Source organism: Lentimicrobium saccharophilum (assembly GCF_001192835.1).
Classification (GTDB): domain Bacteria; phylum Bacteroidota; class Bacteroidia; order Bacteroidales; family Lentimicrobiaceae; genus Lentimicrobium; species Lentimicrobium saccharophilum.
Map to the genome: position 1 here is coordinate 1,664,071 of NZ_DF968182.1, position 22,735 is coordinate 1,686,805.

Annotated in this window: 20 protein-coding genes; 11 read left to right on the forward strand and 9 right to left on the reverse strand. The window is 45.3% G+C overall.

Annotated features, from left to right (window positions below):
* The first annotated feature begins 66 nt into the window (after positions 1-66).
* The 7 genes from TBC1_RS06250 to TBC1_RS06280 all read left to right on the forward strand — a co-directional run bounded on the left by TBC1_RS06250 (position 67) and on the right by TBC1_RS06280 (position 7,810).
* On the forward strand, positions 67-1,317 hold the full coding sequence (locus tag TBC1_RS06250; RefSeq protein ID WP_062039864.1) for an HD domain-containing protein: 1,251 nt from the start codon (positions 67-69) through the stop codon (positions 1,315-1,317).
* Between the two features lie 143 nt (positions 1,318-1,460).
* Positions 1,461-2,489, forward strand: a complete 1,029-nt coding sequence (gene lpxD, locus TBC1_RS06255; protein WP_062039866.1) for a UDP-3-O-(3-hydroxymyristoyl)glucosamine N-acyltransferase — start codon at positions 1,461-1,463, stop codon at positions 2,487-2,489.
* Positions 2,490-2,582: 93 nt separating this feature from the next.
* A complete protein-coding gene (locus TBC1_RS06260) occupies positions 2,583-3,983 on the forward strand; it encodes a bifunctional UDP-3-O-[3-hydroxymyristoyl] N-acetylglucosamine deacetylase/3-hydroxyacyl-ACP dehydratase (RefSeq protein ID WP_062039868.1) in 1,401 nt (466 codons plus the stop codon).
* A 1-nt stretch (position 3,984) separates the two neighbouring features.
* Entirely contained in the window at positions 3,985-4,770 is a 786-nt protein-coding gene (lpxA, locus tag TBC1_RS06265) for an acyl-ACP--UDP-N-acetylglucosamine O-acyltransferase (protein WP_062039870.1), read from the forward strand.
* Between the two features lie 78 nt (positions 4,771-4,848).
* Entirely contained in the window at positions 4,849-5,508 is a 660-nt protein-coding gene (locus TBC1_RS06270) for an ABC transporter ATP-binding protein (protein WP_062039872.1), read from the forward strand.
* A 714-nt stretch (positions 5,509-6,222) separates the two neighbouring features.
* Positions 6,223-6,789, forward strand: a complete 567-nt coding sequence (efp, locus tag TBC1_RS06275) for an elongation factor P (protein WP_062039874.1) — start codon at positions 6,223-6,225, stop codon at positions 6,787-6,789.
* Positions 6,790-6,859: 70 nt separating this feature from the next.
* Positions 6,860-7,810: a UDP-3-O-(3-hydroxymyristoyl)glucosamine N-acyltransferase gene (locus TBC1_RS06280; RefSeq protein WP_062039876.1), complete on the forward strand. Its 951-nt coding sequence runs from the start codon at positions 6,860-6,862 to the stop codon at positions 7,808-7,810.
* Positions 7,811-7,916: 106 nt separating this feature from the next.
* On the opposite strand, the gene TBC1_RS06285 is transcribed toward TBC1_RS06280, so the two are convergent.
* From TBC1_RS06285 to TBC1_RS06305, 5 genes are all read right to left on the reverse strand, one after another.
* Positions 7,917-8,225, reverse strand: coding sequence for a hypothetical protein (locus tag TBC1_RS06285; protein WP_062039878.1), 309 nt, complete (start codon positions 8,223-8,225; stop codon positions 7,917-7,919).
* A 243-nt stretch (positions 8,226-8,468) separates the two neighbouring features.
* Positions 8,469-9,929, reverse strand: coding sequence for an O-antigen ligase family protein (locus TBC1_RS06290; RefSeq protein ID WP_062039880.1), 1,461 nt, complete (start codon positions 9,927-9,929; stop codon positions 8,469-8,471).
* A gap of 25 nt (positions 9,930-9,954) precedes the next feature.
* Positions 9,955-10,953: a Wzz/FepE/Etk N-terminal domain-containing protein gene (locus TBC1_RS06295; RefSeq protein WP_062039883.1), complete on the reverse strand. Its 999-nt coding sequence runs from the start codon at positions 10,951-10,953 to the stop codon at positions 9,955-9,957.
* Positions 10,954-10,970: 17 nt separating this feature from the next.
* Entirely contained in the window at positions 10,971-12,020 is a 1,050-nt protein-coding gene (locus tag TBC1_RS06300; RefSeq protein WP_062039885.1) for a GumC domain-containing protein, read from the reverse strand.
* An 87-nt stretch (positions 12,021-12,107) separates the two neighbouring features.
* A complete protein-coding gene (locus TBC1_RS06305; RefSeq protein ID WP_137305479.1) occupies positions 12,108-13,559 on the reverse strand; it encodes an oligosaccharide flippase family protein in 1,452 nt (483 codons plus the stop codon).
* A 164-nt stretch (positions 13,560-13,723) separates the two neighbouring features.
* Between TBC1_RS06305 and TBC1_RS06310 the strand changes: the two genes are divergently transcribed.
* The gene (locus TBC1_RS06310) at positions 13,724-14,875 is read left to right on the forward strand and encodes a glycosyltransferase family 4 protein (RefSeq protein WP_062039889.1); all 1,152 of its coding nucleotides are present in this window, start codon (positions 13,724-13,726) and stop codon (positions 14,873-14,875) included.
* On the opposite strand, the gene TBC1_RS06315 is transcribed toward TBC1_RS06310, so the two are convergent.
* On the reverse strand, positions 14,848-16,284 hold the full coding sequence (locus TBC1_RS06315) for a sodium/proline symporter (protein WP_062039891.1): 1,437 nt from the start codon (positions 16,282-16,284) through the stop codon (positions 14,848-14,850). The two genes, TBC1_RS06310 and TBC1_RS06315, sit on opposite strands and share 28 nt — an antisense overlap.
* 725 nt (positions 16,285-17,009) lie before the next feature.
* On the opposite strand from TBC1_RS06315, the gene TBC1_RS06325 reads away from it, so the two are divergent.
* Positions 17,010-17,726 carry a DUF4386 domain-containing protein gene (locus TBC1_RS06325; protein WP_062039895.1) on the forward strand — a complete coding sequence of 239 codons (717 nt, stop codon included), beginning with the start codon at positions 17,010-17,012 and terminating at the stop codon, positions 17,724-17,726.
* A 1-nt stretch (position 17,727) separates the two neighbouring features.
* On the opposite strand, the gene TBC1_RS06330 is transcribed toward TBC1_RS06325, so the two are convergent.
* On the reverse strand, positions 17,728-18,312 hold the full coding sequence (locus tag TBC1_RS06330; RefSeq protein ID WP_062039897.1) for a Crp/Fnr family transcriptional regulator: 585 nt from the start codon (positions 18,310-18,312) through the stop codon (positions 17,728-17,730).
* Between the two features lie 25 nt (positions 18,313-18,337).
* Entirely contained in the window at positions 18,338-19,366 is a 1,029-nt protein-coding gene (gene murB, locus TBC1_RS06335) for a UDP-N-acetylmuramate dehydrogenase (protein WP_062042843.1), read from the reverse strand.
* Positions 19,367-19,647: 281 nt separating this feature from the next.
* Between murB and TBC1_RS06340 the strand changes: the two genes are divergently transcribed.
* Together TBC1_RS06340 and TBC1_RS06345 are read left to right on the forward strand one after the other, a co-directional pair.
* Positions 19,648-20,763, forward strand: coding sequence for a glycosyltransferase (locus TBC1_RS06340; protein ID WP_082189507.1), 1,116 nt, complete (start codon positions 19,648-19,650; stop codon positions 20,761-20,763).
* Positions 20,756-21,889, forward strand: a complete 1,134-nt coding sequence (locus tag TBC1_RS06345) for a hypothetical protein (RefSeq protein ID WP_062039901.1) — start codon at positions 20,756-20,758, stop codon at positions 21,887-21,889. Before TBC1_RS06340 ends, TBC1_RS06345 begins: the two co-directional genes overlap by 8 nt.
* Here TBC1_RS06345 and TBC1_RS06350 read toward each other — a convergent pair.
* Positions 21,845-22,549, reverse strand: a complete 705-nt coding sequence (locus TBC1_RS06350) for a cell division ATP-binding protein FtsE (protein WP_062039903.1) — start codon at positions 22,547-22,549, stop codon at positions 21,845-21,847. The two genes, TBC1_RS06345 and TBC1_RS06350, sit on opposite strands and share 45 nt — an antisense overlap.
* Positions 22,550-22,735: the final 186 nt, after the last annotated feature.

Genomic DNA, 22,735 nt, shown 5'->3' on the forward strand with positions numbered 1-22,735 from the left:
TCCGGTTTTTAGTATCCGGGGCGCAACAAATTAACAATTTTTGCAATTACAAAGATAGGCCAAAACGTGAACCAGGCTGCCCGCAACAAGAGAAAAATCGTGAATGATCCGGTGCACGGTTTCGTAACAATATGCTCCGAGTTGTTATTTGATCTGATTGAACATCCTGTTTTTCAGCGCTTAAGAAGGATCAGGCAGCTCGGGATGACTTCCTACGTTTATCCGGGCGCCCTGCACACCCGCTTTCATCATGCCATTGGCGCCATGCACCTGATGCAGGAAACCATCGATACCCTCAGGCTCAAAGGATTTGAAATCACACGTGAAGAAGCAGAAGCCACCCTGGCAGCCATACTACTTCATGATATCGGTCACGGACCGTATTCACATGCACTTGAGCACAGCATTGTGTCGGGCATGGGCCATGAAGAACTGTCGCTGTTGCTGATGCACAGGCTTAACAGGGAGTTTCAGGGCCGGCTCGGCATGGCCATTGAGGTATTTACCAACAATTACCCCAAACACTTCCTGCACCAGCTGGTATCAAGTCAACTCGACATGGACCGCCTCGATTACCTCAAACGCGACAGTTTTTATACGGGTGTTTCGGAAGGGGTAATCAACACTGACCGCATCATCAAGATGCTTACCGTGCACAACGATGAACTGATGATAGAGGACAAAGGCATCTATTCCATCGAAAAGTTCATCGTTGCCCGCAGGCTGATGTACTGGCAGGTCTATTATCATAAAACTGTTGTATCGGCCGAGAATATGCTGATAAATCTTCTGAAACGTGCCAAATTTCTTGCCGAATCGGGCGAAAAAATCTTTTCCACCCCTGCGCTGGAGCTGTTCCTGCAACACCGGTTCAGCCGCGAAGACTTTGCAGTTGATGAAAACCTGGTGGAGAAATTCGCCCTGCTCGACGATTATGATATCTTTTCAGCCATCAAGGTGTGGATGGAACACTCCGATTTTCTGCTGTCCATGCTCAGCCGTTCATTGGTAAACCGTCAACTTTTCCGGGCCGAATTCAGCGATCATCCAATGAATGAAGTCCGGGTCGGAGCTTTACGAAACGCCATACAGCGCAAATGGCCGCAGGCAGGTCCAGGAGCTGAAGCTTATCTGCTTACTACAGGCACCATCACCAACAACGCGTATATACCCGAGCACGACAAAATCTACCTGCTTTACCGCGATGGCAAGGTGAGCGATATCGCCGAAGCCTCAGATCAGTTAAACATTTCTGTACTTACCAGCGCCGTGTCAAAGCATTTTATTATCTATCCGAAAACCATCCCTGAATTTTGATGTTTATTCTGTCCGGTTTATCGCGATATTTTAATAACTTGCGTGGCTTTTTAAAAAAGGTGCATTTTTGAATATCTGCCTGTAAAACAATTTTTTAACTCAAATTGCAAGTGCCCATTGAACGCTTGCATAAATCCGGATAAATGAAGTTTACTGTCCAAGAAATTGCCGACCTGATCAAGGGAACTGTTGATGGTGACCCGAAAACAGAAATCCACAAACTTTCGAAAATCGAGCAGGGTGAACCCGGGTCAATTTCCTTTCTGGGAAATCCCAAATACACACATTACATTTACCAGACCAGGGCTTCTGCTGTTATTGTCAACCACGATTTTGAGCCTGAACAAACAATAAACTGCTCCCTTATACGGGTCGAAAATGCCTACAATGCATTTGCCATGATGCTGGAAGCATACAATAACCTGAACCGGGAAAAATCAGGCATCTCAAAATATGCAGCCATTGCAGAGAACGCTGAGACGGGGGACAACTGCTTTATCGGAGATTTCGTGAGCGTTGGCGAACACGTGAAAATCGGAAGCAACGTTAAGATTTATTCCAATACCAGCATCGGCGACAATGTGGTAATCGGCGACAATACCATCCTGAATGCCGGGGTGAAGATATACAATGATTGTCATATCGGAAATAACTGTACCCTGCATTCAGGGGTCGTAATCGGCGCCGACGGATTTGGTTTTGCGCCGCAAAGCGATAATCATTATGCAAAAGTGGCACAGATCGGGAACGTAATCCTTGAGGATAATGTGGAAATAGGTGCAAATACCACCATCGACAGGGCGACACTGGGCTCGACAATTATCCGTAAAGGAGTAAAACTGGACAACCTGATTCAGATAGCCCACAATGTGGAAATTGGCGAAAACACTGTGATTGCTGCACAAACCGGGATTGCCGGCTCCACCCGCATCGGCAGAAACTGTATGATAGCCGGTCAGGTCGGTATCATCGGCCACCTGGAGATTGGAAATAATGTAAAAATCGCGGCGCAATCCGGAATTTCCACCAACGTTCCTGACGGAGCAATAGTAATGGGCAGTCCGGCTTTCGAAATTTCTAACTACCGGAAAGCCTACGTTTACTTCAGGAGCCTTCCGAAACTGGCCGACCGTATTTCTGTCCTTGAGAAGAAATTTAAGGGGGAACAATAGCTTTATCAGCTAAGCTTTAGATTTATTATATTGTTTTTCAGCGCATTAAATATACGCTGATCAAATGAAAAATGTAGTAACTTTGCCAGCCCTATGTCAGAAAAACAGAAAACCCTAAAAGAGGCTGTGACCATCTCAGGAGCAGGCCTTCATACAGGCAGGGAAGTCAACCTGACCTTCAGACCAGCCCCGGAAAATCACGGATTCAAATTTCGCCGTACCGATCTGCCCGGCCAACCGGTAATCGATGCCGATGCCGACCTGGTAACCGATACTTCCCGCGGCACAACCATTGAGCATAACGGAGTCAGAGTCAGCACGATCGAGCATGCTCTTGCTGCACTCACCGGTATGGACCTTGACAATATCCTGATAGATCTTGACTGCCCCGAAACCCCCATCCTGGACGGGAGTTCAAAATTTTACATTGAGGGCATCAAAAAAGCCGGGGTTGTTGAGCAGAACGCAGAAAGGCAGTATTTCAGGATCAATGAGGTGCTAAGGTATTCAGATCCTGAGAAAAAAACTGAACTACTCATCCTTCCCGATGACACATATAAGGTGTCCGTAATGATTGACTACGACACCAAAGTACTTGGCACACAAAACGCCCATCTCAGCCACCTGAATGATTTCGCCGAAGAAATCAGCCCGTGCCGGACATTTGTCTTTCTGCACGAACTTGAATTGCTGATCCAGAACAACCTGATCAAAGGGGGCGACCTCAGCAACGCCATTGTGTTTGTTAACCGCCTCATCAGTCAGGAGGAGCTTGACCGCCTGGCAAAATTCTTCAACAAACCTCGCGTAGAGGTTTTAAAAGAAGGCATACTCAACAACCTGGAACTTTATTTCAACAATGAACCGGCCAGGCATAAATTGCTGGACGTTGTCGGTGACCTTTCCCTGGTAGGAACCCGCATCAAGGGACATGTGATTGCAAGCAGGCCCGGCCACCTGGCCAATACGCACTTTGCCCGCATCATCAAACAGCACATCAAGCACGAAACCTCGCAACCGCAGCAGCCAAAGTTTGACCCTGGCAAACCGCCGTTGTACGACATCAACGACATCAAGCGGTTGCTGCCCCACAGGCCTCCGTTTTTGCTGGTCGATAAAATACTCGAGATGAGCGACCATGATGTCACCGGACTGAAAAATGTAACCATGAATGAAGGCTTCTTCGTCGGGCACTTCCCTGATGAACCGGTTATGCCCGGCGTGCTGATCATTGAAGCCATGGCTCAGGCAGGGGGGATTTTTGTACTTAGCTCATTTCCGGATCCGGAGAATTATATTACCTATTTCATGAAAATAGACAATGTGCGTTTCAGGCAGAAAGTAGTTCCGGGCGACACCCTGATCTTCCACCTCGAACTGATGTCGCCTTTCCGCAGAGGGATCAGCCACATGCGCGGGGTTGCCTATGTCGGGAATAAAATTGTTGCCGAAGCTGAGCTGATGGCCCAAATCACTAAAAAAACCGTATCCTGATATGAATCAACCTTTAGCATACGTCCACCCCCAGGCTAAAGTTGCCAAAAATGCCGTAATTGAGCCCTTTGTCAATATCGAAAAAAACGTTGAAATAGGTGAAGGCACGTGGATTGGATCCAATGTCACTATTATGGAAGGTGCACGCATTGGGAAGAATTGCAAAATATTCCCGGGTGCCGTTATTTCCGCTATTCCACAGGACCTTAAATTCGACGGGGAAGATACCATTGTCAGGATAGGTGACAATACCGTTATCCGCGAGTTTGTCACCATCAACCGCGGCACCAAGGCCAATTGGGAAACTGTAGTTGGCAACAACTGCCTGTTGATGGCCTATGTGCATGTAGCACACGACTGCATTGTGGGCAACAATGTAATTCTTGCCAACGCAGCCACCCTGGCCGGACATATCACCATTGACGATTATGCCATTATCGGCGGATTGAGTGCTGTGCATCAGTTCGTCAATATCGGCGCCCATGTGATGATTTCAGGTGGCTCGCTTGTCCGTAAAGATGTTCCGCCATTTACAAAGGCGGCCCGCGAACCTCTTTCTTATGTCGGAATCAATTCAATCGGTCTTCGTCGCAGGGGGTTTTCCGCGGAAAAAATCAATGAGATTCAGGATATCTACCGTTACATTTACCTGCGCGGCAACAATGTAAGCCAGGCTTTGGAATACATTGAAGCAAATCTGCCTGCCACTTCCGAACGCGATGAAATCATCTCTTTCATCTCCAGATCAAGCAGGGGAATTATGAAAGGTTATGCCAAACAGGCATAAGTTTACTGAAGCGACTTCCGGCAAAATTCCTGATTCCGGCTCTTTGCCTTTAATAACTATGAATGCCCTTTTCGCACCATGCTGAACATTACGCTCGAAAACGCCGGTAAGCAATATAACCATACCTGGATCTTTTCAGATCTCAACGCCACGCTCGCTTCAGGGCAACCGACGGCTATTCTGGGGGCCAACGGTTCCGGAAAATCCACTTTACTCCAGATGATTGCCTCAGCAATAATGCCCAGCAGTGGCACAGTCAGCTATTCCCTTAATGGCAACATCATCAGGGCTGAACAAGCCTTCAGGCTGATGTCGATTGCTGCGCCTTATATGGAACTGATCGAGGATTTTACCCTTACCGAAATGATCTGTTTCCACCGCAGGCTTAAACCCCTGATGCGAAACATGACAACTGCTGAATTGATCAGGATAATGCAACTGGAAGAAAACGCAGGCAAGCCCATCCGTTACTTTTCGTCGGGAATGAAGCAGCGGGTAAAACTTGCCCTGGCTATCATGAGCGATACACCGGCGCTGCTGCTCGACGAACCGGTATCAAACCTCGATCAGAAAGCAGTTGAGTGGTTCCGCGGACTTATCGGTTCATTCGGAGGTGAGCGTTTAATTGTAATCAGTTCGAATTCTGTTGCTTCAGAACATGATTTCTGCACCAATACAATCAGGATGGAGGATTACAAAAGCCGGGCGCACGCGGAACCTGCTCCAATGTTCCTTTGAAGCAACACCTCCCGTTTCCCCGGGCAAATCCTTATTTGATGTGCTGGATATATTATGGAGGCTTTGGCAATTAAAAGAAGCCACCAAAGCGCGGAAGCACAATCCCGATAGCCATCGGGACACACAAAAGAATTTATCACAGTTTATACAAAACCTGAAATACTGAATAGCTGATTGCAGTTACTGCACCATATTATAAAGAAACCGGACCCGGCTTGCAAGTAAACGCTTTTATGATTTGCTTCAATCATAAAATATAGTATCGGAAAAAGGAAGAATATAAATCACATTTTCAGGCTAAAATTTCAAAAGCAAAAATTAATCCTGTTATCAGCATGAATAATGACCGAATGTACTATTTGAGAATGAAGCTATCTGTGAGATAAATTCAAGTAAAAAATCAGATTTATCATATTGTTATACAGTCAATTACATCAAATTATGGTGGTCTGAATCTGATCGGCATTAGTTTTGAGAATATTTGCAGGGGTATACTCAAGTTAGTCATCAAACTTTTTATAAGAATCCTGGATCTCTTTTCCTGCAATAAATCAGTGCTTCCGTGCTTCTGTGGCAAAAAAATAAACAGCACATCAAATAATGAATTACCCGTTTTCCCTTCCCCTGATCCCAAATTGTATGAAAACAGTTTGGGAAAACTGTTATAAAAAACATTACCTTTGCGCACGAAAAAAAAATTAAGTATCAGATTTTATGGCAACTACCGCTGACTTTAAGAATGGCTTATGCATCGAATTTAATGGTGAATTATACTCTCTTGTAGAATTTCAGCATGTAAAACCCGGCAAAGGGGCTGCATTTGTCCGCACCAAACTGAGAAACCTTAAAACCGGAAAAGTAATCCCCAACACTTTCAGTGCAGGGGTTAAGATTGATGTAGCCCGTGTTGAACGCAGGCCTTATCAGTTCCTCTACAAGGATGACTCAGGGTATAACTTTATGCACAATGAAACATTTGAACAGGTTTCCATTGAAGAAGCCCTGATCAGCGCTCCACAGTTTCTGAAGGAAGGGCAATCGGTTGAGATCATGTTTCACGCCGAAACTGAAACTCCGCTCAGCTGTGATCTCCCCCCGTTTGTTGAACTGACCGTAACCTACACTGAACCCGGATTGCGCGGCGACACAGCCACCAATACCCTGAAGCAGGCAACCGTTGATACCGGTGCTGTTGTCAATGTTCCTCTCTTCATCAACGAGGGAGAGCGCATAAAGGTCGATACCCGCACAGGCGACTATTCTGAGAGGGTTAAATCATAAACATCAGAAGAATTGAGGAACCGGGCAATCAAACAAGCCCGGTTTTTTTACAAAAGCCAATAGCAAAACAATGCAACTTGACCCATCACTGACACTGCAGACTGTAGCCGGCCTCATCGGGGCAGAATTTCAGGGATCCCCTGATTTTCAGATTACCGGTCTTAATGAGATTCACATGGTACAACCCGGTGATCTTACATTTGTCGACCACCCCAAGTATTACGATAAAGCACTTCATTCAAAAGCGACTACCATCATCATCAACAAAGAAGTTTCTTGTCCCGATGGCAAGGCTTTGATATTTCACGATGATCCCTTTGGTGCCTATGTTTCGCTGGTGAAAAAGTTCAGGCCTTTTGAAAAAGCAGTATCCGCCATCAGCCCCTCGGCAAAAATCGGAGAAGGCACAATAATTCAGCCCGGTGCCTTTGTCGGAAATCATGTGGTAATCGGCAAAAACTGCATAATTCATTCCAATGTCAGTATTTATGATCATGTTGTAATAGGGGATAATGTAATTATCCATTCGGGAAGTGTGATTGGCGCCGATGCATTTTACTTCCAGCGAAAACCGGCAGGATACCGGAAATTTGAATCCTGTGGCCGGGTCGTCATCAGCGACAATGTGGAAGTAGGAGCGCTCTGCGCCATTGATATAGGCGTTTCCGGAGATACTTTTGTGGGCAAGGGCACAAAGTTTGATAACCACGTACAGGTTGGCCACGACAGTTATATCGGTAACAACTGCCTAATTGGTTCACATTGTGCCATAGCCGGAGTTACCCGCATCGAAGATGATGTAATTCTCTGGGGAAAAGTCGCCATCAATAAAGACCTGGTTATCGGTAAAGGAGCCATTATTCTGGCAACTTCAGCGGTTGACAAGAACCTGGAAGGCGGCAAGACCTATTTTGGGGTTCCCGCCGATGACGCCCGTAAAAAGTGGCGCGAACTGGCAGCCCTCAGGCAGCTGCCCGCAATCCTCAACGCTGCAAATTTCAGCGGTATAGAGCAGCCATAATAGACAACTGTCACTGAAACGTGATACCCTGCAGTGGTTTAGCCCGCGGAAACGCTTTAACCCGTATTCCGGCTTCAACCACTGCAGCATGAACAACATCTGCCTGTTAATTCATTGAGGTAATCAGGCGGCACCAGTCGTTCCGGCCTTTCAGGGTAAACCGGAGCATCCGGCCATCTGTAGTTTTTAGATCAAGTCCCTGTGGAATTATCATCAGCTTGTTGTAAAATAATACCTCACTGATCTCTTTGGGAAGAATTTCAAAATCATCAGCATCCGTGGTGTCCCCGGTTGATTTGAAATAAATCCGCTGATTCGTAATGATAAGTTTTCCGCGTGACTCCTTTGCTCCTGATGTATGCAGGGTATTTCCGGCCTTTATAACTACTTCATTGGCTTTCAGATCTATCTTCATTTTTTCCTCCTTTTAATTTGTATATCCAGTAAGCAAAACATATGCCACATGAATATTATGTTGTTTTTCAACACTTTACCCGACAGGGCCAATTCAAAATCACCTCATCCTGTCCGGTGATGTTCAACCTTTGTCCGGAAACAGACAATGCCCCGGTAACGGCAACTGTTCTTAAGACGCCGGAGTGCATATAAAGTTACGCTAAGAAAAAGATTAAATCCGGAAAACGGGAGAAGGTATTGGTTAAGCCTGACCTTTTGTCATTGAGGTATCCACCCTGTCGGTATTCTTGTGGTAGATATCCATTGCAACGATCATGGCCATAAAGCCCCAGAAAGGCACGGAGGCTTTATCGGTATCCAGAAAATTATTCAAAAATCCATGAATAAAATAGGTTACCAGTGCCAGCACAGAAACAAGGCTGTAAAGGCGGATTTCACGGTTTCTGGCCTTGCGGTAAACCCTGATACCCGTTACAATGGCTGCTATTCCAATCCACAGAATGCTGAGTAATCCGGGAAATCCCTGCTCTGAAAGCGGGCCGATATACTCACTATGGGCATTACCAAGGTCGCCCGCATTGGTACTGATAATGGTACGCTCTTTCGAACGTTGAAAAGGTGCATAAATAAACTGGTATGTTCCCGGCCCCCAGCCTAACACCGGTCTCTCCTCAAACATCCTGATCGCAGACTGCCAGCGGTTGATGCGCTCCAGGTTTGAAGCATCTGAAGAAATATTATAGATGGATTGGACGTGCTCTATGAAATTGGCAGACGAATCCTGCTTATTCTTCTCCAATACATACAGAATCTCAGCCTTAAACATGTAAAACGATGCTATCAGAATCACCAGACCTGCAAAAATCCATCTGAACCTGATTTTATAAACAACAAGAACAGCAACACCGACCGAGGCAGCAAGGCTCACCCAGGCAGCCCGGCTGAACGAAAGATAAAGCGCTCCCAAAAGTATCAGGGATACAATAGCTGCATAAAGCCTGTAAGTCCTTGACCGTTCATAATTAAAAATAAACCCCACAAAAACAGGTACAAAAAAGGCCAGAATGGCCCCATAGGCAGTATGGTCATTGTAAAAGGGCTTCATTACCCAGTGTCCCTGCTTTTCAGCAAATCCATAGGAAGAATGATGAACAGTTGTATAGATAATCACTACAATCAGGGTAGCAACATATAACCATTTGAACCGGGAGATATTCTTTACATCCTTAAACAGTAAAATACCAAGAAAATAAAAGGGAACTACAAACCAGAGCCTGGCGGCCAGGAATTTGAACGAAACCAAAGGCATCTCACTGGTAATGCTCGTTATCAGCAGCCACGCCAGGTTAAAAAAAACGGCGATGGTAAGGGGATGAGTAAGAATTTTTCTGTCGTACTGACCGTTGAAGAGCGTTTTGAGGATAAAGAGTACCAGCACACCTACCATCAGCGGTTCTGATGGTAAAGATATTCCTATGCCCAGTTCGCTGTCGGCAATGTTAACAGCCAGCGGAGTTACAAGGACTATAAGAAGCAACAGCTTATCCAGCCAGAAAAGGTACATCAAGGCTACAACGATGGCAACCGGGATGGCAATACCCCAGTAAAACTCCTTTACCAGAAGCAGGGAGTTCAGCAGGATAAACAATCCGCTGAGAAGGTAAAACCATCTTAATTTAGGGTCAGCCAGCGCCTTGAGCATGGTAATGTGTAAAAAAAATACTGAATCAGGAATTTATCAGGTCTTTCATCTCCTGATTTATCCTTTTGTTTTCAATAACGGAAATTACAACGATGGAGAAGAACAGAGCGGCTGCCACAGAATAAAGCACGATAAGCCAGCGTACCGGAGAAGATTTCTTGTCCGCAACTACCGGGGGAGTGACCACATTGGTAAATGTGAATACTTTATCTGCATCATACACTGCCCTGTCATAAACCAGTTCAAACTCGGAATAGATGCGGAGGATATCATTGCGTCGCTGGGTAAGAATCGCCATTTGACCTGCTTTGCTCTCGAAGTTCTCTTTCATGCGGAGTACATCCTTCATATTGATATTGGTACTGTTTGACCCATCAACCGTCCGGAGATAACCACGGGTAATTTCTCGTGCCTGCGCTTCATAATCAATCAGTTCATAATTCTGACGGAGTTCCGAAAGCGCTTTTTCAACACTGTCGAGTTGCGCTTTTTTTTCTTGCATGGTTTTTTCCATGCTGCTGACAACCTCAGAATATTTGTCACGATGGATTTTACGGATCTTAAGATTACAGAAATCAATGATTGCCAGAACCATATCCCGTGCAATCACCGGATCTGTATCCATCACAACAATCTCTATTGACTCATATTGTGTTTTACTGATCTTTACATTCTTATTGTAAAGAAACTGCATTGTTGACTGGAAATATTTGTAAGAACTATCGATGCGGTAGTGCTCTGCCAGATTGAATTTCCGGATAATACTGTCTCTGATATCCTGGGACTGAAGCCACTGTAACATCTGCTCACTTTCACTCTCGTCGGAATATGGTGCTATATTCGAAGGATAGACCAATGCATAGGATTTGAATTTCGGTTTAATAAAGAAAGAACCCGAAAATAAAGCTGCGAGCAATGCCGCAACAACCGCTATGGAAAGGAGATGCCATTTCCACCTGAAGAAGATCTTCATCATGTGGATGTTACTGAAATAGTTCTCCGTAGTGGGCCTGATGTTGTCCATTATGTTGAAATTAAAGCTTATTTTTTTGAAAAGGAGTTTTTTTTTAAGGCATTGAATGCCGGCAGTTTTTCAATGGTGATGATCACAATCACCGAGATCAGAAATGCAGCAAGGGTTGAAACGAGTACGATAATCCACCGGACAGGATAAGACTTCTTTTCAGCTTTGTATGCCGATTCAACAACAAATTTTTGCGGCAGGGTCTCTGTGGCATCTACTTTAGCCTCTTCATATCTTGCTTTGAGATAACTCAATTGCTTTTTCTCATGCTCAAGCATGTCGCGCAAGGAAACATAAGCACCGCCATATTTTGCAAGCAGGTTCAGCTTACTTTCAAGCGAGGCTATACCCCTTTCATTTCCCCTTGCGATTTCAATGGCAAGCTGCTGATTAAACATTTCCGATTGGGACTCATAATCGTAAACACCCAGTTCACGAATCACCCGCAGTGAATCCTCCATTTTTGCAATATCATCACGCAACTTCAAATATTCCTGTTCGACGATGGCAAAACCTTTCATCGCCCGTTCGCGTTGCATGGCATTCTTCGTAGAATCAAGCAGTTCGGAGATCGTATTGGCAATATCGGCTGCCATTTGGGGGTCGCGGTCGAGCACCGATATCCTGACAGCCATGAATTCCGTTCTTCTGAACGTAATGTTGCTCTCGTATTGCCTGTGAAGCTCAGTATTCTTATATTTTGACCTTGGATTGATCCTGTAATGTTTCATCAGGTCAAACTTTTCAACCACCTTATCCCGGATTTTGCTCGAACTGAGAATCTGGAGCATCTGTTCTGTCTGCTCATCTTCACCAAACTCAAGAATATCGGTTTTAGCAGCAGGCTGATCGGAAAGCAATGCCCTGGAAACAGAGTTGCTTGACACCGGAAAAAGGACAACTGTTGAACGGTAAAGCGGCGTTATGAAAAGGCTGGAGGAAAAAACCGCAGCCAAAATGGCGGCACTTAAACTTATAATTATCAGGTGCTTACGCCAGGAGAAAAGGAACATTCCGAGGCTTGTGGAATCAAAATCCCTGATTTCTGATAGCTTATTCTCCGACATAATGGAATGTTGGTTCGTTTTAGGTTGTCAAAGATATGGAAAAATAGATCACAATAAAAATATCAACCCCCGATAAAATATGCAGTTCTACCCGGCCGGCGAAGCAATCAGGCGGATAAAATAGCGCAGGTTCAGCAATCGCAAAACGAGAGCCAGAAAAACAGACAGGAAAATTGCGAGTATAAGAGACTGTAACCAATACAAGGGAAGACTGACAGCTACCCTGTTGATGAGAACAACACCGATGACAAAAACAAGCAGTGCGCCGAGAAACTTCGGATTGAATTTAAACCTGAAGAAGATTAACACCAGAATAATCTGCGCTATAGCCATAATTCCCTGCGTAATCAGGCTGGTCCAGGCTGATCCCAAAGCCCCGAATCGGGGAATAAGCAGCACGTTGAGGCTGATATTCAGGAGCATTCCCCCGGCTGCGATCAGGTTAAGCTGTTTCAGATTTCCGTTGGCCGTCAACAGGGTGCCGAAAACATAGGTAGTTGAGATAGCTATAAAGCATCCCATCAGCACCCCGAACACCGAAGCTGATTCCGGAATGAAGTGATCATACATCAGGTCCATGATCTCAACCCTGTAAAACCAGGAGACAGCTGCCAGAATTACAGAAACAACAAACAATAGCGTAAACGACAGACGTACAAGGTTTTCAACCCTCTCGCCTGACTTAATCTGTCGCGCGAACAAAGGCAATAAAAGAACTGAAAACAGGTAGGCAATGTTATTGGAAGCATCAAGCAAGCGGTAGGCATGGGCGTAAATGCCCGATTGCTCCTTTCCCTGAACACCACCGATCAGACGCTCAATCATCACCGAATCAATCCTGTTGTAGAAGGTCATAAGCAATACCAGAATGGCAAACGGCAGGCTTTGCCGGATGATCATCAGAAAAAACGGGAAATTCCAGTTAAGTCGCCTGAAAGAAGCTTTTTTGATTACAATCAGCAAAGCGATCAGTGCAGTGAGCGCATAGGATACTGTCTGCGCATATACAAACCACTCTATCCTGAATGTCTGGTCTGTGATCCTGCCCCACAGCAATACACTGCATATCGCGATCATCAGCATACGGTCGAGCACCGAAAGAAGGCTGTCGGTTTTGAAAAGCAGCAGCGCTGAAACATTTGACCTGAGATAAAGGATGAAGGATATCAGAAATTGATTGATCCCGAGCAGGCCAAGCATCCATAATTCATTCCCCCTGTAGCCCCATATTATTCCTACTGAAAAAGTGACAATAAAATAAACCACCGCCAGCAGAAATTTCAGGATGATAATGCTGGAAAAATGTTTGTTCAGCAACTGACTGTTCTGGGCAATATTCCGGTTGTTAAAATTGGTAATACCAAAATCAAACAGAATATTAAAAAGAAAGGAAAAGTTAAAAATGGCAAAATAAAAACCAAAGTCCTCAGCCCCCACCACATTCTGCACAGTCCTGTCGATGCCGAAAATCCAGAAAGGTTTTATCAGCAGGTTAAGGAGTAACAGAAAACCCAGATTGGTAAGAAATTTACGTTGCATACCGGAAACCGAAAATCTTGCGGGCAAATTCCTCACCGGTGGGGAATGCAACTGAAAACCTCATCCGGTAAGCGATTATGTGTTAAATTTGCGCAAAAATATCATTATTCTTGTAATATTCACTGCAGGTGGCCGAATAAAAGCCTCATCAAAACAAAATTGATTTGAAGATCGCTGTCAATACCAGATTGCTGTTGCATGGAAGACTCGAAGGCATCGGGTGGTTCAGCTATGAGAACCTCAAAAGAATCACAACAGACCATCCTGAACACCAGTTTTATTTTCTTTTCGACCGTCCATACCACAGGGATTTTATTTTCAGCGACAACGTCATCCCCCTTGTAGCCGGCCCTCCTGCCCGACATCCCGTATTATATTTTATCTGGTTCGAATTTACCGTTCGCCGCCTGCTCAAAAAGACCGGAGCCGACCTTTTCCTTTCCCCTGACGGTTATCTTTCGCTGGGATCAAAGGTACCTTCCATTGCCGTTTTCCACGATCTTAATTTCGAGCACTACCCCGGCGACCTTCCCCTGGCGGAGCGCTGGTATTACAGGACCTTTTTCAGAAAATATGCTTCTAAAGCGGCCAGAATAGCAACGGTTTCCGGATTTTCGAAGGCAGACATCACAAGGCAATATGGTACGGATCCCGGAAAAATTGATGTGGTATATAACGGGGCAAACGAGGAATATCTTCCTGTTGATGAATCCGTGAAATCAGAAACCAGAAAAAAGTACACCGGGGGACGCCCGTATTTCTTTTTCGTAGGATCGTTGCATCCCCGAAAAAATCTGGTCAACCTTTTCAGGGCCTTTGACCTTTTTAAAAGGACAGACCGGCAAAACACCTTGTTGCTCCTTGCCGGCGCCCGAAAATGGTGGACAGGTGAGATCGCTTCCGTTTATGAAAACATGGAATTCAAAGACGATGTGATCTTTTCGGGAAGGCTGGAAACCAGTGAAATGTGCAATGTCATGGGATCGGCTGTTGCGCTCACCTACGTTTCATATTTCGAGGGGTTTGGCATACCAATCGTGGAGGCTTTCCGTTGCGGGACCCCGGTTATCACATCCAACATCACTTCCATGCCTGAAGTTGGCGGAGAAGCAGCCCTTTATGCCGATCCTTTTAAACCGGAAGAAATTGCTGATGCCATGACTAAAATCGCAAACGACAACAATCTCCGCGAGCAACTGATTACTGCAGGGGCCGGGAGGGCCGGGATATTTACCTGGGACCAATCGGCCCGGAGGTTATGGCAAACTATTGAGAAAGTACTAACAGCTCAGGCAGATTTATCAGCGCGCTTGTAGGTGCACAGGCTGACAAGCCACACAACTGCGAAAGCAAGAACAAAGGAAGCGAACCTCACGCTGATTGCCTGATCAAGATAAGTAATTTCAGACCAGATAATTGTTGAAAAAGAACCTGTTAACATTCCTGCAAGAACCCCCTGCCAGGTTGTTTTCTTCCATTTAAGCATCAGCAACAGCGCCGGGCCAAACGATGCCCCCAGGCCCGACCAGGCATAAGAAACCATGGCAAAAATCAGCTTTTGCGACGTTACCGCGATGGCAAATGCCGCTAGCCCGACCAACAGGGTTACAATCCGGCTGAGATTGACCATAGCTTTTGAGCTAATGTTGATATTCAGTATGTTATGAAACAAATCTTCCGACACCACAGAAGATATCACCAGCAACTGCCCGTCGGCGGTTGACATCATGGCAGCGATGGCTGCAGAAATCAGAATACCGGCAACCCAGGCCGGCAGCAGACTGTTGGCAAGGTGAGGCATCACCTTTTCAACATCATTAAAAGTCCCTTGTCCATATAATGCCAAACCCACAAGACCTATCACAAAAGCTCCCGCAAATGCAGGAACTGCCCAGAAAAATGCGATGCGACGGCTTTTTTTCATTCTGGCGGGATCCTTGATGGACATAAACTTGGTAAGCAGGTGGGGCTGTCCCATATATCCGAAAGCCCAGCTCAGGCCGCCGATGATTGTTGCTACTGCCGCCCAGCCTGTTTTGCCGCCCGAAAGACTCAGGTAAGTTCCCCCTGCAGCGTTGAGCGCCGATCCCAGAGAATGCCCGCCGGCTGATACTTCGAGCAATCCTGCCAGCGGGAGCAACACCAGAGCACCGAACATCAGCAGGGCCTGAATAAAGTCAGTCCACACCACCGCATGAAACCCGCCCAGCATCGTGTAAAGAATGATTACCGCGGCACCGATCACCATGCCGGTAAAGGGGGCGATACCAAATGTCACATTGAGCACCTTGCCGGCTCCGTTAAACTGTGCCGCCAGGTAAAATGTAAAGAAGAATATAATGATCAGCATGGCGGTGAACCTGATCCACAACCCTCCCCTGCTGAATTGCTTTGAAAAAACATCAGGCAGGGTGATGGCGTTAAAACGTTCCGACTGCCGCCGGATGTCCTCTGCCACCGCATACCAATAAAAGAAAATGCCGATCAGGCACCCCAGGGCAGTCCAGACCTCAACAATTCCTAATGCCAGCGCTGCACCCGGAAGCCCAAGCAGCAGCCAGGCCGACTCTCCGGAAGAACGCTCCGACAATGCTACCACCCAGGAGTTCATCTTCCTGCCTCCAAGAAAATAATCGGCATTCGACTCATTGCGGCGATACATGTATATCCCGATGCCCAACATGGCAATCAGATAAATGATGAAACCAATCAGGGTTGTGCTCATAAATGCCCGAAATTTGGTAAATAGCTGTTAAAGACTTGCTAATATACGGCAATATGATAAAACCGCTCAGCCATCCGGCGCATTTATCATAACCTTACTGCATCATTGTTGCGAAAATGCATCGTTATCTCAAACAGTATATACTCTGTCAGAAATTACACCTGCAGATAGTGACAGGATCCCCGCTAAAGCGCATTGTTAATCCTGAAATAAACAAGCCTCACAGGCTGGTATCCTACCCACCGGCATAAGCCGGGCAGGAAGAAATCGTTTGGGATATTATAATTTGCCGTTTGCGGGCGGTGACCGATCAAGCCGTTGAGCGTTTTTGCGGACAACAACCCATAAAAAACCAACTGTCCCAAAATTTTTTATAGCGGGTTTCAGGTTTTATATTCTTTATCAATGTTGTCCTGAAAAACCTGATAATGGACTTAGAGATTCTTCGCTCCACGATGTTACGCTCAGAAAGACAATGTTTTAGGATTCAAAGGAGGGTGCCTGGTGGCGGCAAAGCCGCCACCAGGCACCCTCCTTAAAAAACACACGCAAATTGCAGTCTTTCTGAGCGTTAGCTAAGAACCGATCCCGATACTATCAGGAGAGTTCACCGAAGGTAATCTCATGCTTTTCCCCGGGCAATAGTGATTCTTTATTAACCAAAGTCAATGAATTACTCCTAAGGGGCAATGTAGCTTTGCATCAACAAATTTAAAACTTTGACTATGAAAACAAATGAATTGAATTTATCGACAAAAACTTTGGCAAGAACTACCGGATTCTTCTACCTGTTAATTATTACCGGCGGATTGATAAGTGGAATGTTTGTCAGAGGAACATTGATCGACCTTACTAATGCTGAGATTACCCTGAATAATATTATTCAAAACGAAACTTTATTCAGGTTAGGATTTTTAGGAGATCTTATCATGGTTCTATCCGACGTAATGGTATCCGTACTTTTCTACTTCCTTCTTGTAAATGTTCACAAAGGTCTTGCAATCCTTGCGGCCGTTTTCAGATTATTACAATCATCAGTGCTTGGCGCAAACCTGATCAACCTGTTTAAGCCTGTAATAATGATTCAAGGTGCAGAAAAAATGTCAACTGAACAATTGACTGAACTAAGCAGTGATGTAATAACACAGATGCAAGTCTTCGACTATGGTTACTTAATCTCTGGTGTATTCTTTGCGATCAATTGTTTATTAATGGGAGTCCTTTTGTATAAATCTGCTGATTTTCCAAAATTCATCGGAATAATAATTTTCATAGCCGGCTTAGGATATATGTTTAATTCTATGGCAAGTTTTCTGGTCCCTTCACTGATCGAAATCAGTGCAATGGTTATGCTATTTACAGCAGTTATCGCAGAATTAACTTTTTGTGCATATCTATTGACAGCAGGGGTAAGAAACAAAAGTAAAGAATCCCAGCTATAGTTTAAGACTTATTCTTTTGGGCAATACGTTTACGAATCCTGCTCAAAGATTCAGGCTGCACACCCAGGAATGTCGCCAGGTGATATTGAGGAACCCGCTGGAGCAATTCTGGCCGGGTTTCTTGTAACATTAAATATCTTTCTTCCGGATTCCTGGTAAGGTAGTTTTGAAGGACTTCTTGTTGTTTGCCGAATTCTTGCTCAATGCTGTTTCTGCAGAGGGCTTCAAATTTAGGATGCTGTTTATAGAGTTTTTGTTCATTATCAAAACTTAATACAGCCAATGTGTAATCTTCAATACATTCGAAATAATGATTTGCCGGAGTTTTATTAAGATAGCTTAAAAGTGATGCAATTGAATCTCCTTCAATAAAGAACTGAGTTGTTTTTTCTTCGCCATTCAGAATTTGATACGAACGAACACAACCTTTGATGTTGAAGTAACATTCTTTTGCAATGCTTCCTTCTTCCAGAAGAAGCCGGCCTTTCTTAAATTCTTTGATGGGAATTAAGGTATCCACTGCTTCTATTTCTTCAGGAGTCAGAAACATTTCCTTTGCTATCAAATCAGATATTTTTAATTCCATTGGGCGATTAATAAATAAAACCTGACTAAAGGATATTTACTTCCGGTTCCAATATTACACTAAATCCGGAGTAAACCGAATCAATAATTCTCTTAGAAAGATCCAGGATCTGTATCCCGGTAGCCTTGCCATAATTGACAAGCACCAATGCCTGCCGTTCATGCACCCCTGCATCGCCATCCCGGTAACCTTTCCATCCGCATTGTTCAATCAGCCAGCCGGCAGCCAGTTTAACGCCATGTTCACCCGGATATGCGGGTATTGAGGGATTTTTACTTTTCAGTTTTTCAAAATGCGCATGACTCACAACAGGATTCTTGAAAAAACTTCCGGCATTTCCAATCACCTCCGGATCCGGCAGTTTGCTGCGCCTGATATTACATACGGCCTGCGCTATTGCTTTCACCGAAGGCATTTCTCTCATTGCTTCAAGTTCTGCCCCGATAGCACCGTATGCGGTATTCAGTAACGGCCGCTTTCTCAGGCGAAATGTTACCGATAAAATCAGGTACTGTCCTTTTAACTCATTTTTGAAAACGCTGTTCCGGTATCCGAAAGCACAATCATCAGAATAAAACTCACGAAATTCTCCCGTGCGCAGCGAAACGGCATCCAGCATATAAAAGGTATCTTTCAGCTCAACCCCGTATGCACCGATGTTCTGTATCGGGCTGCTGCCGACATTGCCGGGAATCAGGCTCAGGTTCTCAAGCCCGCCGAAATTATGCCTTACACAGTATTGTACAAAATCATCCCAGTTCTCACCGGCCATCCCGCGCACATAAACGAATTCTTCATCCTGGTCAATAACCTCAATGCCTTTGGTTGCGACTCCGACAACCATTCCGTCAAAATCCTTGGTAAACAACACATTGCTGCCTCCACCCAGAAACAGCAAGGGTGTACCGGTCTGATGAATCATGCGGAGCAGTGCCGGAAGCTCACTCTCTGCCGTCAGCCTCGTAAATACGGCGGCTTTCACATCCATCCCGAATGTGTTGCAGGACTTCAGGCTGTAATTGAATTTCTGTTCGGGAACAGGGTGTATTGTCATGGGCACAAAGTTAAGGAGATCGTTCCGACATTCCGGAGGCATGCACCGAATAATTTACCGGCCGGATTCTTAAGACCGGTTGCAGATTACCATAAAAATCACAAGCAATTAAATATCAAATACGCCCGGATCAGGCACCTGGCAATGCTTAAGCATTTAAACTTCTTTAATCAGCACATTTTCACTTCCGCCAGTTTACTGTAAAACAGATGGCCTGCCAATAGCAGTGTTTCCAAAAATTCAGGTATTTTTGCAGCCACCAAAACACCTGACTACCTGCCTTGAAGAAAGTCATTGTTACCGTAACCAATGATTTAAGCACCGACCAGCGCGTTGATAAGTCATGTCGCACCCTCAGGAATATGGGCTTTAGCGTATTACTTGTCGGACGCAGGTTACCGGGCAGCCTTGAGTTGACCGGTCGTCCATACACTACAAAGCGGATGAAGTTATTCTTCCGCAGGGGGCCGCTCTTTTATGCTGAATACAACATCCGGCTGCTTTGGTTGCTTATCACCCATCGTTGTCATTTAATTGTTGCCAACGACCTCGATACGCTCCCTGCCGGCTTTCTGGCGCACAGGCTGAAACGGGTACCCCTGGTTTACGACAGCCACGAATTCTACACCGGGACACCCGAGTTGGTTGACCGGCCTTTTGTTCAGGGAATATGGGAAAGCATTGAAGCGTTTATTTTCCCCAGACTCACAGATATTATTACCGTTAATGGCAGTATCGCCAGGTTATATGAAGAAAAATATCATAAAAAGCTGCATGTGGTAAGGAACATTCCCCGACGCCTGAAGGAGGGGAAAAGCTATAGCCGGGCAGAGCTCGGCTTACCTGAGGACAGGAAAATAATTCTGTTGCAGGGAGCGGGCATCAATATTCAGCGGGGTGCGGAAGAGGCAATTGAGGCGGTGGGGCAATGCGGGGACACCCTCCTGCTCATTATCGGCAGCGGTGATGTGATTGGAAAACTCAAAGAAAAAGCAGAACAGCCTGAATTCAGAGACAGGGTAATGTTCCTGCCAAAGATGCCGTATGAGGAAATGATGCGTTATACAAGACTGGCAGATATTGGGCTGACCCTGGACAAAGACACCAATATCAATTATCGTTTCAGTTTGCCTAACAAGCTTTTTGACTATATTCACGCCCGCATTCCCGTGCTGGCTTCGCGTTTGCCTGAGATTGCCGCCATTGTTGAGGGTTATGACATCGGGATGATTACTGATAGTCATGATCCGGAACAGATTGCAAAAAAATTCAGAGAGATGCTCGACCATCCTGAACGTACAATCAGGTGGAAAAATAATCTGGACAAAGCAGCCGAAGCGCTTTGCTGGGAAAAAGAAGAACTTATTCTGAAAGAAGTCTATCAAAAATATGTCTGACCAACACCTGCATATTGTTTCATTCGATGTACCTTTTCCGCCCAACTACGGTGGAGTAATCGACGTCTTTTATAAAATCATGGCGCTGCACAATTACGGCATCCGTCTGCACCTGCATATCTTTGAATACCCCGGGCGCGACCGGGCAACTGAACTGGAAGCATTCTGTGAAGAAGTACACTATTATTCAAGGAAAACCGGAATAGGGTCCGCATTCAGTCCTATACCCTATATCGTGAAGAGCCGCCGCTCTGAATCATTGGTGCGCAATCTTCTGAAAGACAATTACCCGGTGCTCTTCGAGGGTATGCATTCATGCTATTATCTTGACGACCCGCGGCTCAGGAACCGCAAGTTGATATATCGCGAGAGCAACATCGAACATGAATATTACATAAACCTCTTTTCCGCGGAGCACAACCTGGCAAAAAAAGCCTATTTCCTTGCAGAAAGTTTGAAACTGAGGTTTTTTCAACGCAAACTGAAGCATGCCGGCCTGATGCTTGTGGTATCAGAATGTGATACCGATTACCTTAAAAAAGTGTTTCCCGGGAAAGATATCCGGTTTCTGCCAAGTTTTCATGCCAATGATGCCTTTAATATTGAAGCAGGTAGCGGAGATTACGCACTCTATCACGGAAATATTGAAGTACCTGAAAATGAGGCAGCCGTAGAATTCCTTATCAGAAAGGTTTTTGCCGGCAGCAATCACCGCCTCATCATAGCCGGAATGAATCCGCAGAAAAGGATTTTTGATCTTGCGCAACCTTACAGCAACATCAGTATTATTGCAAATCCAGACGATGAAAGGCTTTTCTCCCTGATTCGCAATGCCCATGTAAATGTGCTGGTCACCTTTCAGGCTACAGGCTTAAAACTTAAATTACTGAACACCCTGTACAATGGCAGGCATTGCCTTGTGAATCCTTTAATGCTCAACGGAACCGGGCTTGAGCCATTGTGCACAATTGCTGAAACAGCGGAAGATTTCAGAAAAAAACTGGACGACCTGAAGGATGTCCCCTTCTCACTATCTGCAGCGGAAAAAAGGCACGAATTACTCAACCGCAAATTTTCAAATTCAGGCAATGCTGCCCGGCTGGCCGAAGCCGTTTTCGGAAGTTAAAACTTTACCTGCTTCACATTTCAGGGTACGTGTGGGAAATTTCTCCATCAGTGCATAATTGTGGGTCGCCATCAGCACTGCACGCCCCGAATGGCTGATTTCAAAAAGCAGAGTCATAATTCCTTCCGAAGTTTCAGGATCCAGGTTGCCGGTAGGCTCATCTGCCAGGATCAACTCGGGGTCGTTAAGCAATGCACGGGCAATCGCAACACGCTGCTGTTCCCCTCCCGATAACTGATGGGGCATCTTGAATCCTTTGGTTTTCAGCCCTACCTTCTCGAGTACATCTTTGATCCTTTCATCCGCAGCCTCTTTATCTTTCCAACCTGTTGCCTTCAGTACAAACACCAGATTGTCATTTACACTGCGATCGGAAAGCAACTGAAAATCCTGGAAAACAATCCCTATTTTCCGGCGCAGGTATGGCACTTCCTTCTGCTTGATATTCCTGAGATTATACCCGACTACTTCAGCTTCTCCTTCATTCACGGGCAAATCAGCATACAGTGTTTTTAAAAGACTGCTCTTTCCGGTTCCTGTTTTGCCGATCAGATACACAAACTCCCCTTTGCCGATGGAAAGGGTAACCTCAGACAACACAAGGATATTGCGCTGGTAAACGCTCAGGTTGTTCAGTTCAATAATGGTATCAAGTGCCATGCATCAGTGCTTTGTGTGCAAAGATAGGGCTACTTTTTAAACGAAAGGAGGATTTTTACAAATAATACAGGACGAAGTTGCCTGAACAAATGATAAGGATTCCTGCTAACAAATACTGCTACCCGGATGCTTGTTTTCAACCGGGTGGATTATTAAAAGCAACATAAATACACCTGCATATGTTCG

Excerpts from the sequence above, each read along its gene's own strand:
- lpxD (WP_062039866.1), top strand. The coding sequence starts at position 1,461 with ATGAAGTTTACTGTCCAAGAAATTGCCGACCTGATCAAGGGAACTGTT.
- TBC1_RS06260 (WP_062039868.1), top strand. The coding sequence starts at position 2,583 with ATGTCAGAAAAACAGAAAACCCTAAAAGAGGCTGTGACCATCTCAGGA.
- lpxA (WP_062039870.1), top strand. The coding sequence starts at position 3,985 with ATGAATCAACCTTTAGCATACGTCCACCCCCAGGCTAAAGTTGCCAAA.
- TBC1_RS06270 (WP_062039872.1), top strand. The coding sequence starts at position 4,849 with ATGCTGAACATTACGCTCGAAAACGCCGGTAAGCAATATAACCATACC.
- efp (WP_062039874.1), top strand. The coding sequence starts at position 6,223 with ATGGCAACTACCGCTGACTTTAAGAATGGCTTATGCATCGAATTTAAT.
- TBC1_RS06280 (WP_062039876.1), top strand. The coding sequence starts at position 6,860 with ATGCAACTTGACCCATCACTGACACTGCAGACTGTAGCCGGCCTCATC.
- TBC1_RS06285 (WP_062039878.1), bottom strand. The coding sequence starts at position 8,225 with ATGAAGATAGATCTGAAAGCCAATGAAGTAGTTATAAAGGCCGGAAAT.
- TBC1_RS06290 (WP_062039880.1), bottom strand. The coding sequence starts at position 9,929 with ATGCTCAAGGCGCTGGCTGACCCTAAATTAAGATGGTTTTACCTTCTC.
- TBC1_RS06295 (WP_062039883.1), bottom strand. The coding sequence starts at position 10,953 with ATGGACAACATCAGGCCCACTACGGAGAACTATTTCAGTAACATCCAC.
- TBC1_RS06300 (WP_062039885.1), bottom strand. The coding sequence starts at position 12,020 with ATGTCGGAGAATAAGCTATCAGAAATCAGGGATTTTGATTCCACAAGC.
- TBC1_RS06305 (WP_137305479.1), bottom strand. The coding sequence starts at position 13,559 with ATGCAACGTAAATTTCTTACCAATCTGGGTTTTCTGTTACTCCTTAAC.
- TBC1_RS06315 (WP_062039891.1), bottom strand. The coding sequence starts at position 16,284 with ATGAGCACAACCCTGATTGGTTTCATCATTTATCTGATTGCCATGTTG.
- TBC1_RS06325 (WP_062039895.1), top strand. The coding sequence starts at position 17,010 with ATGAAAACAAATGAATTGAATTTATCGACAAAAACTTTGGCAAGAACT.
- TBC1_RS06330 (WP_062039897.1), bottom strand. The coding sequence starts at position 18,312 with ATGGAATTAAAAATATCTGATTTGATAGCAAAGGAAATGTTTCTGACT.
- murB (WP_062042843.1), bottom strand. The coding sequence starts at position 19,366 with ATGACAATACACCCTGTTCCCGAACAGAAATTCAATTACAGCCTGAAG.
- TBC1_RS06345 (WP_062039901.1), top strand. The coding sequence starts at position 20,756 with ATGTCTGACCAACACCTGCATATTGTTTCATTCGATGTACCTTTTCCG.
- TBC1_RS06350 (WP_062039903.1), bottom strand. The coding sequence starts at position 22,549 with ATGGCACTTGATACCATTATTGAACTGAACAACCTGAGCGTTTACCAG.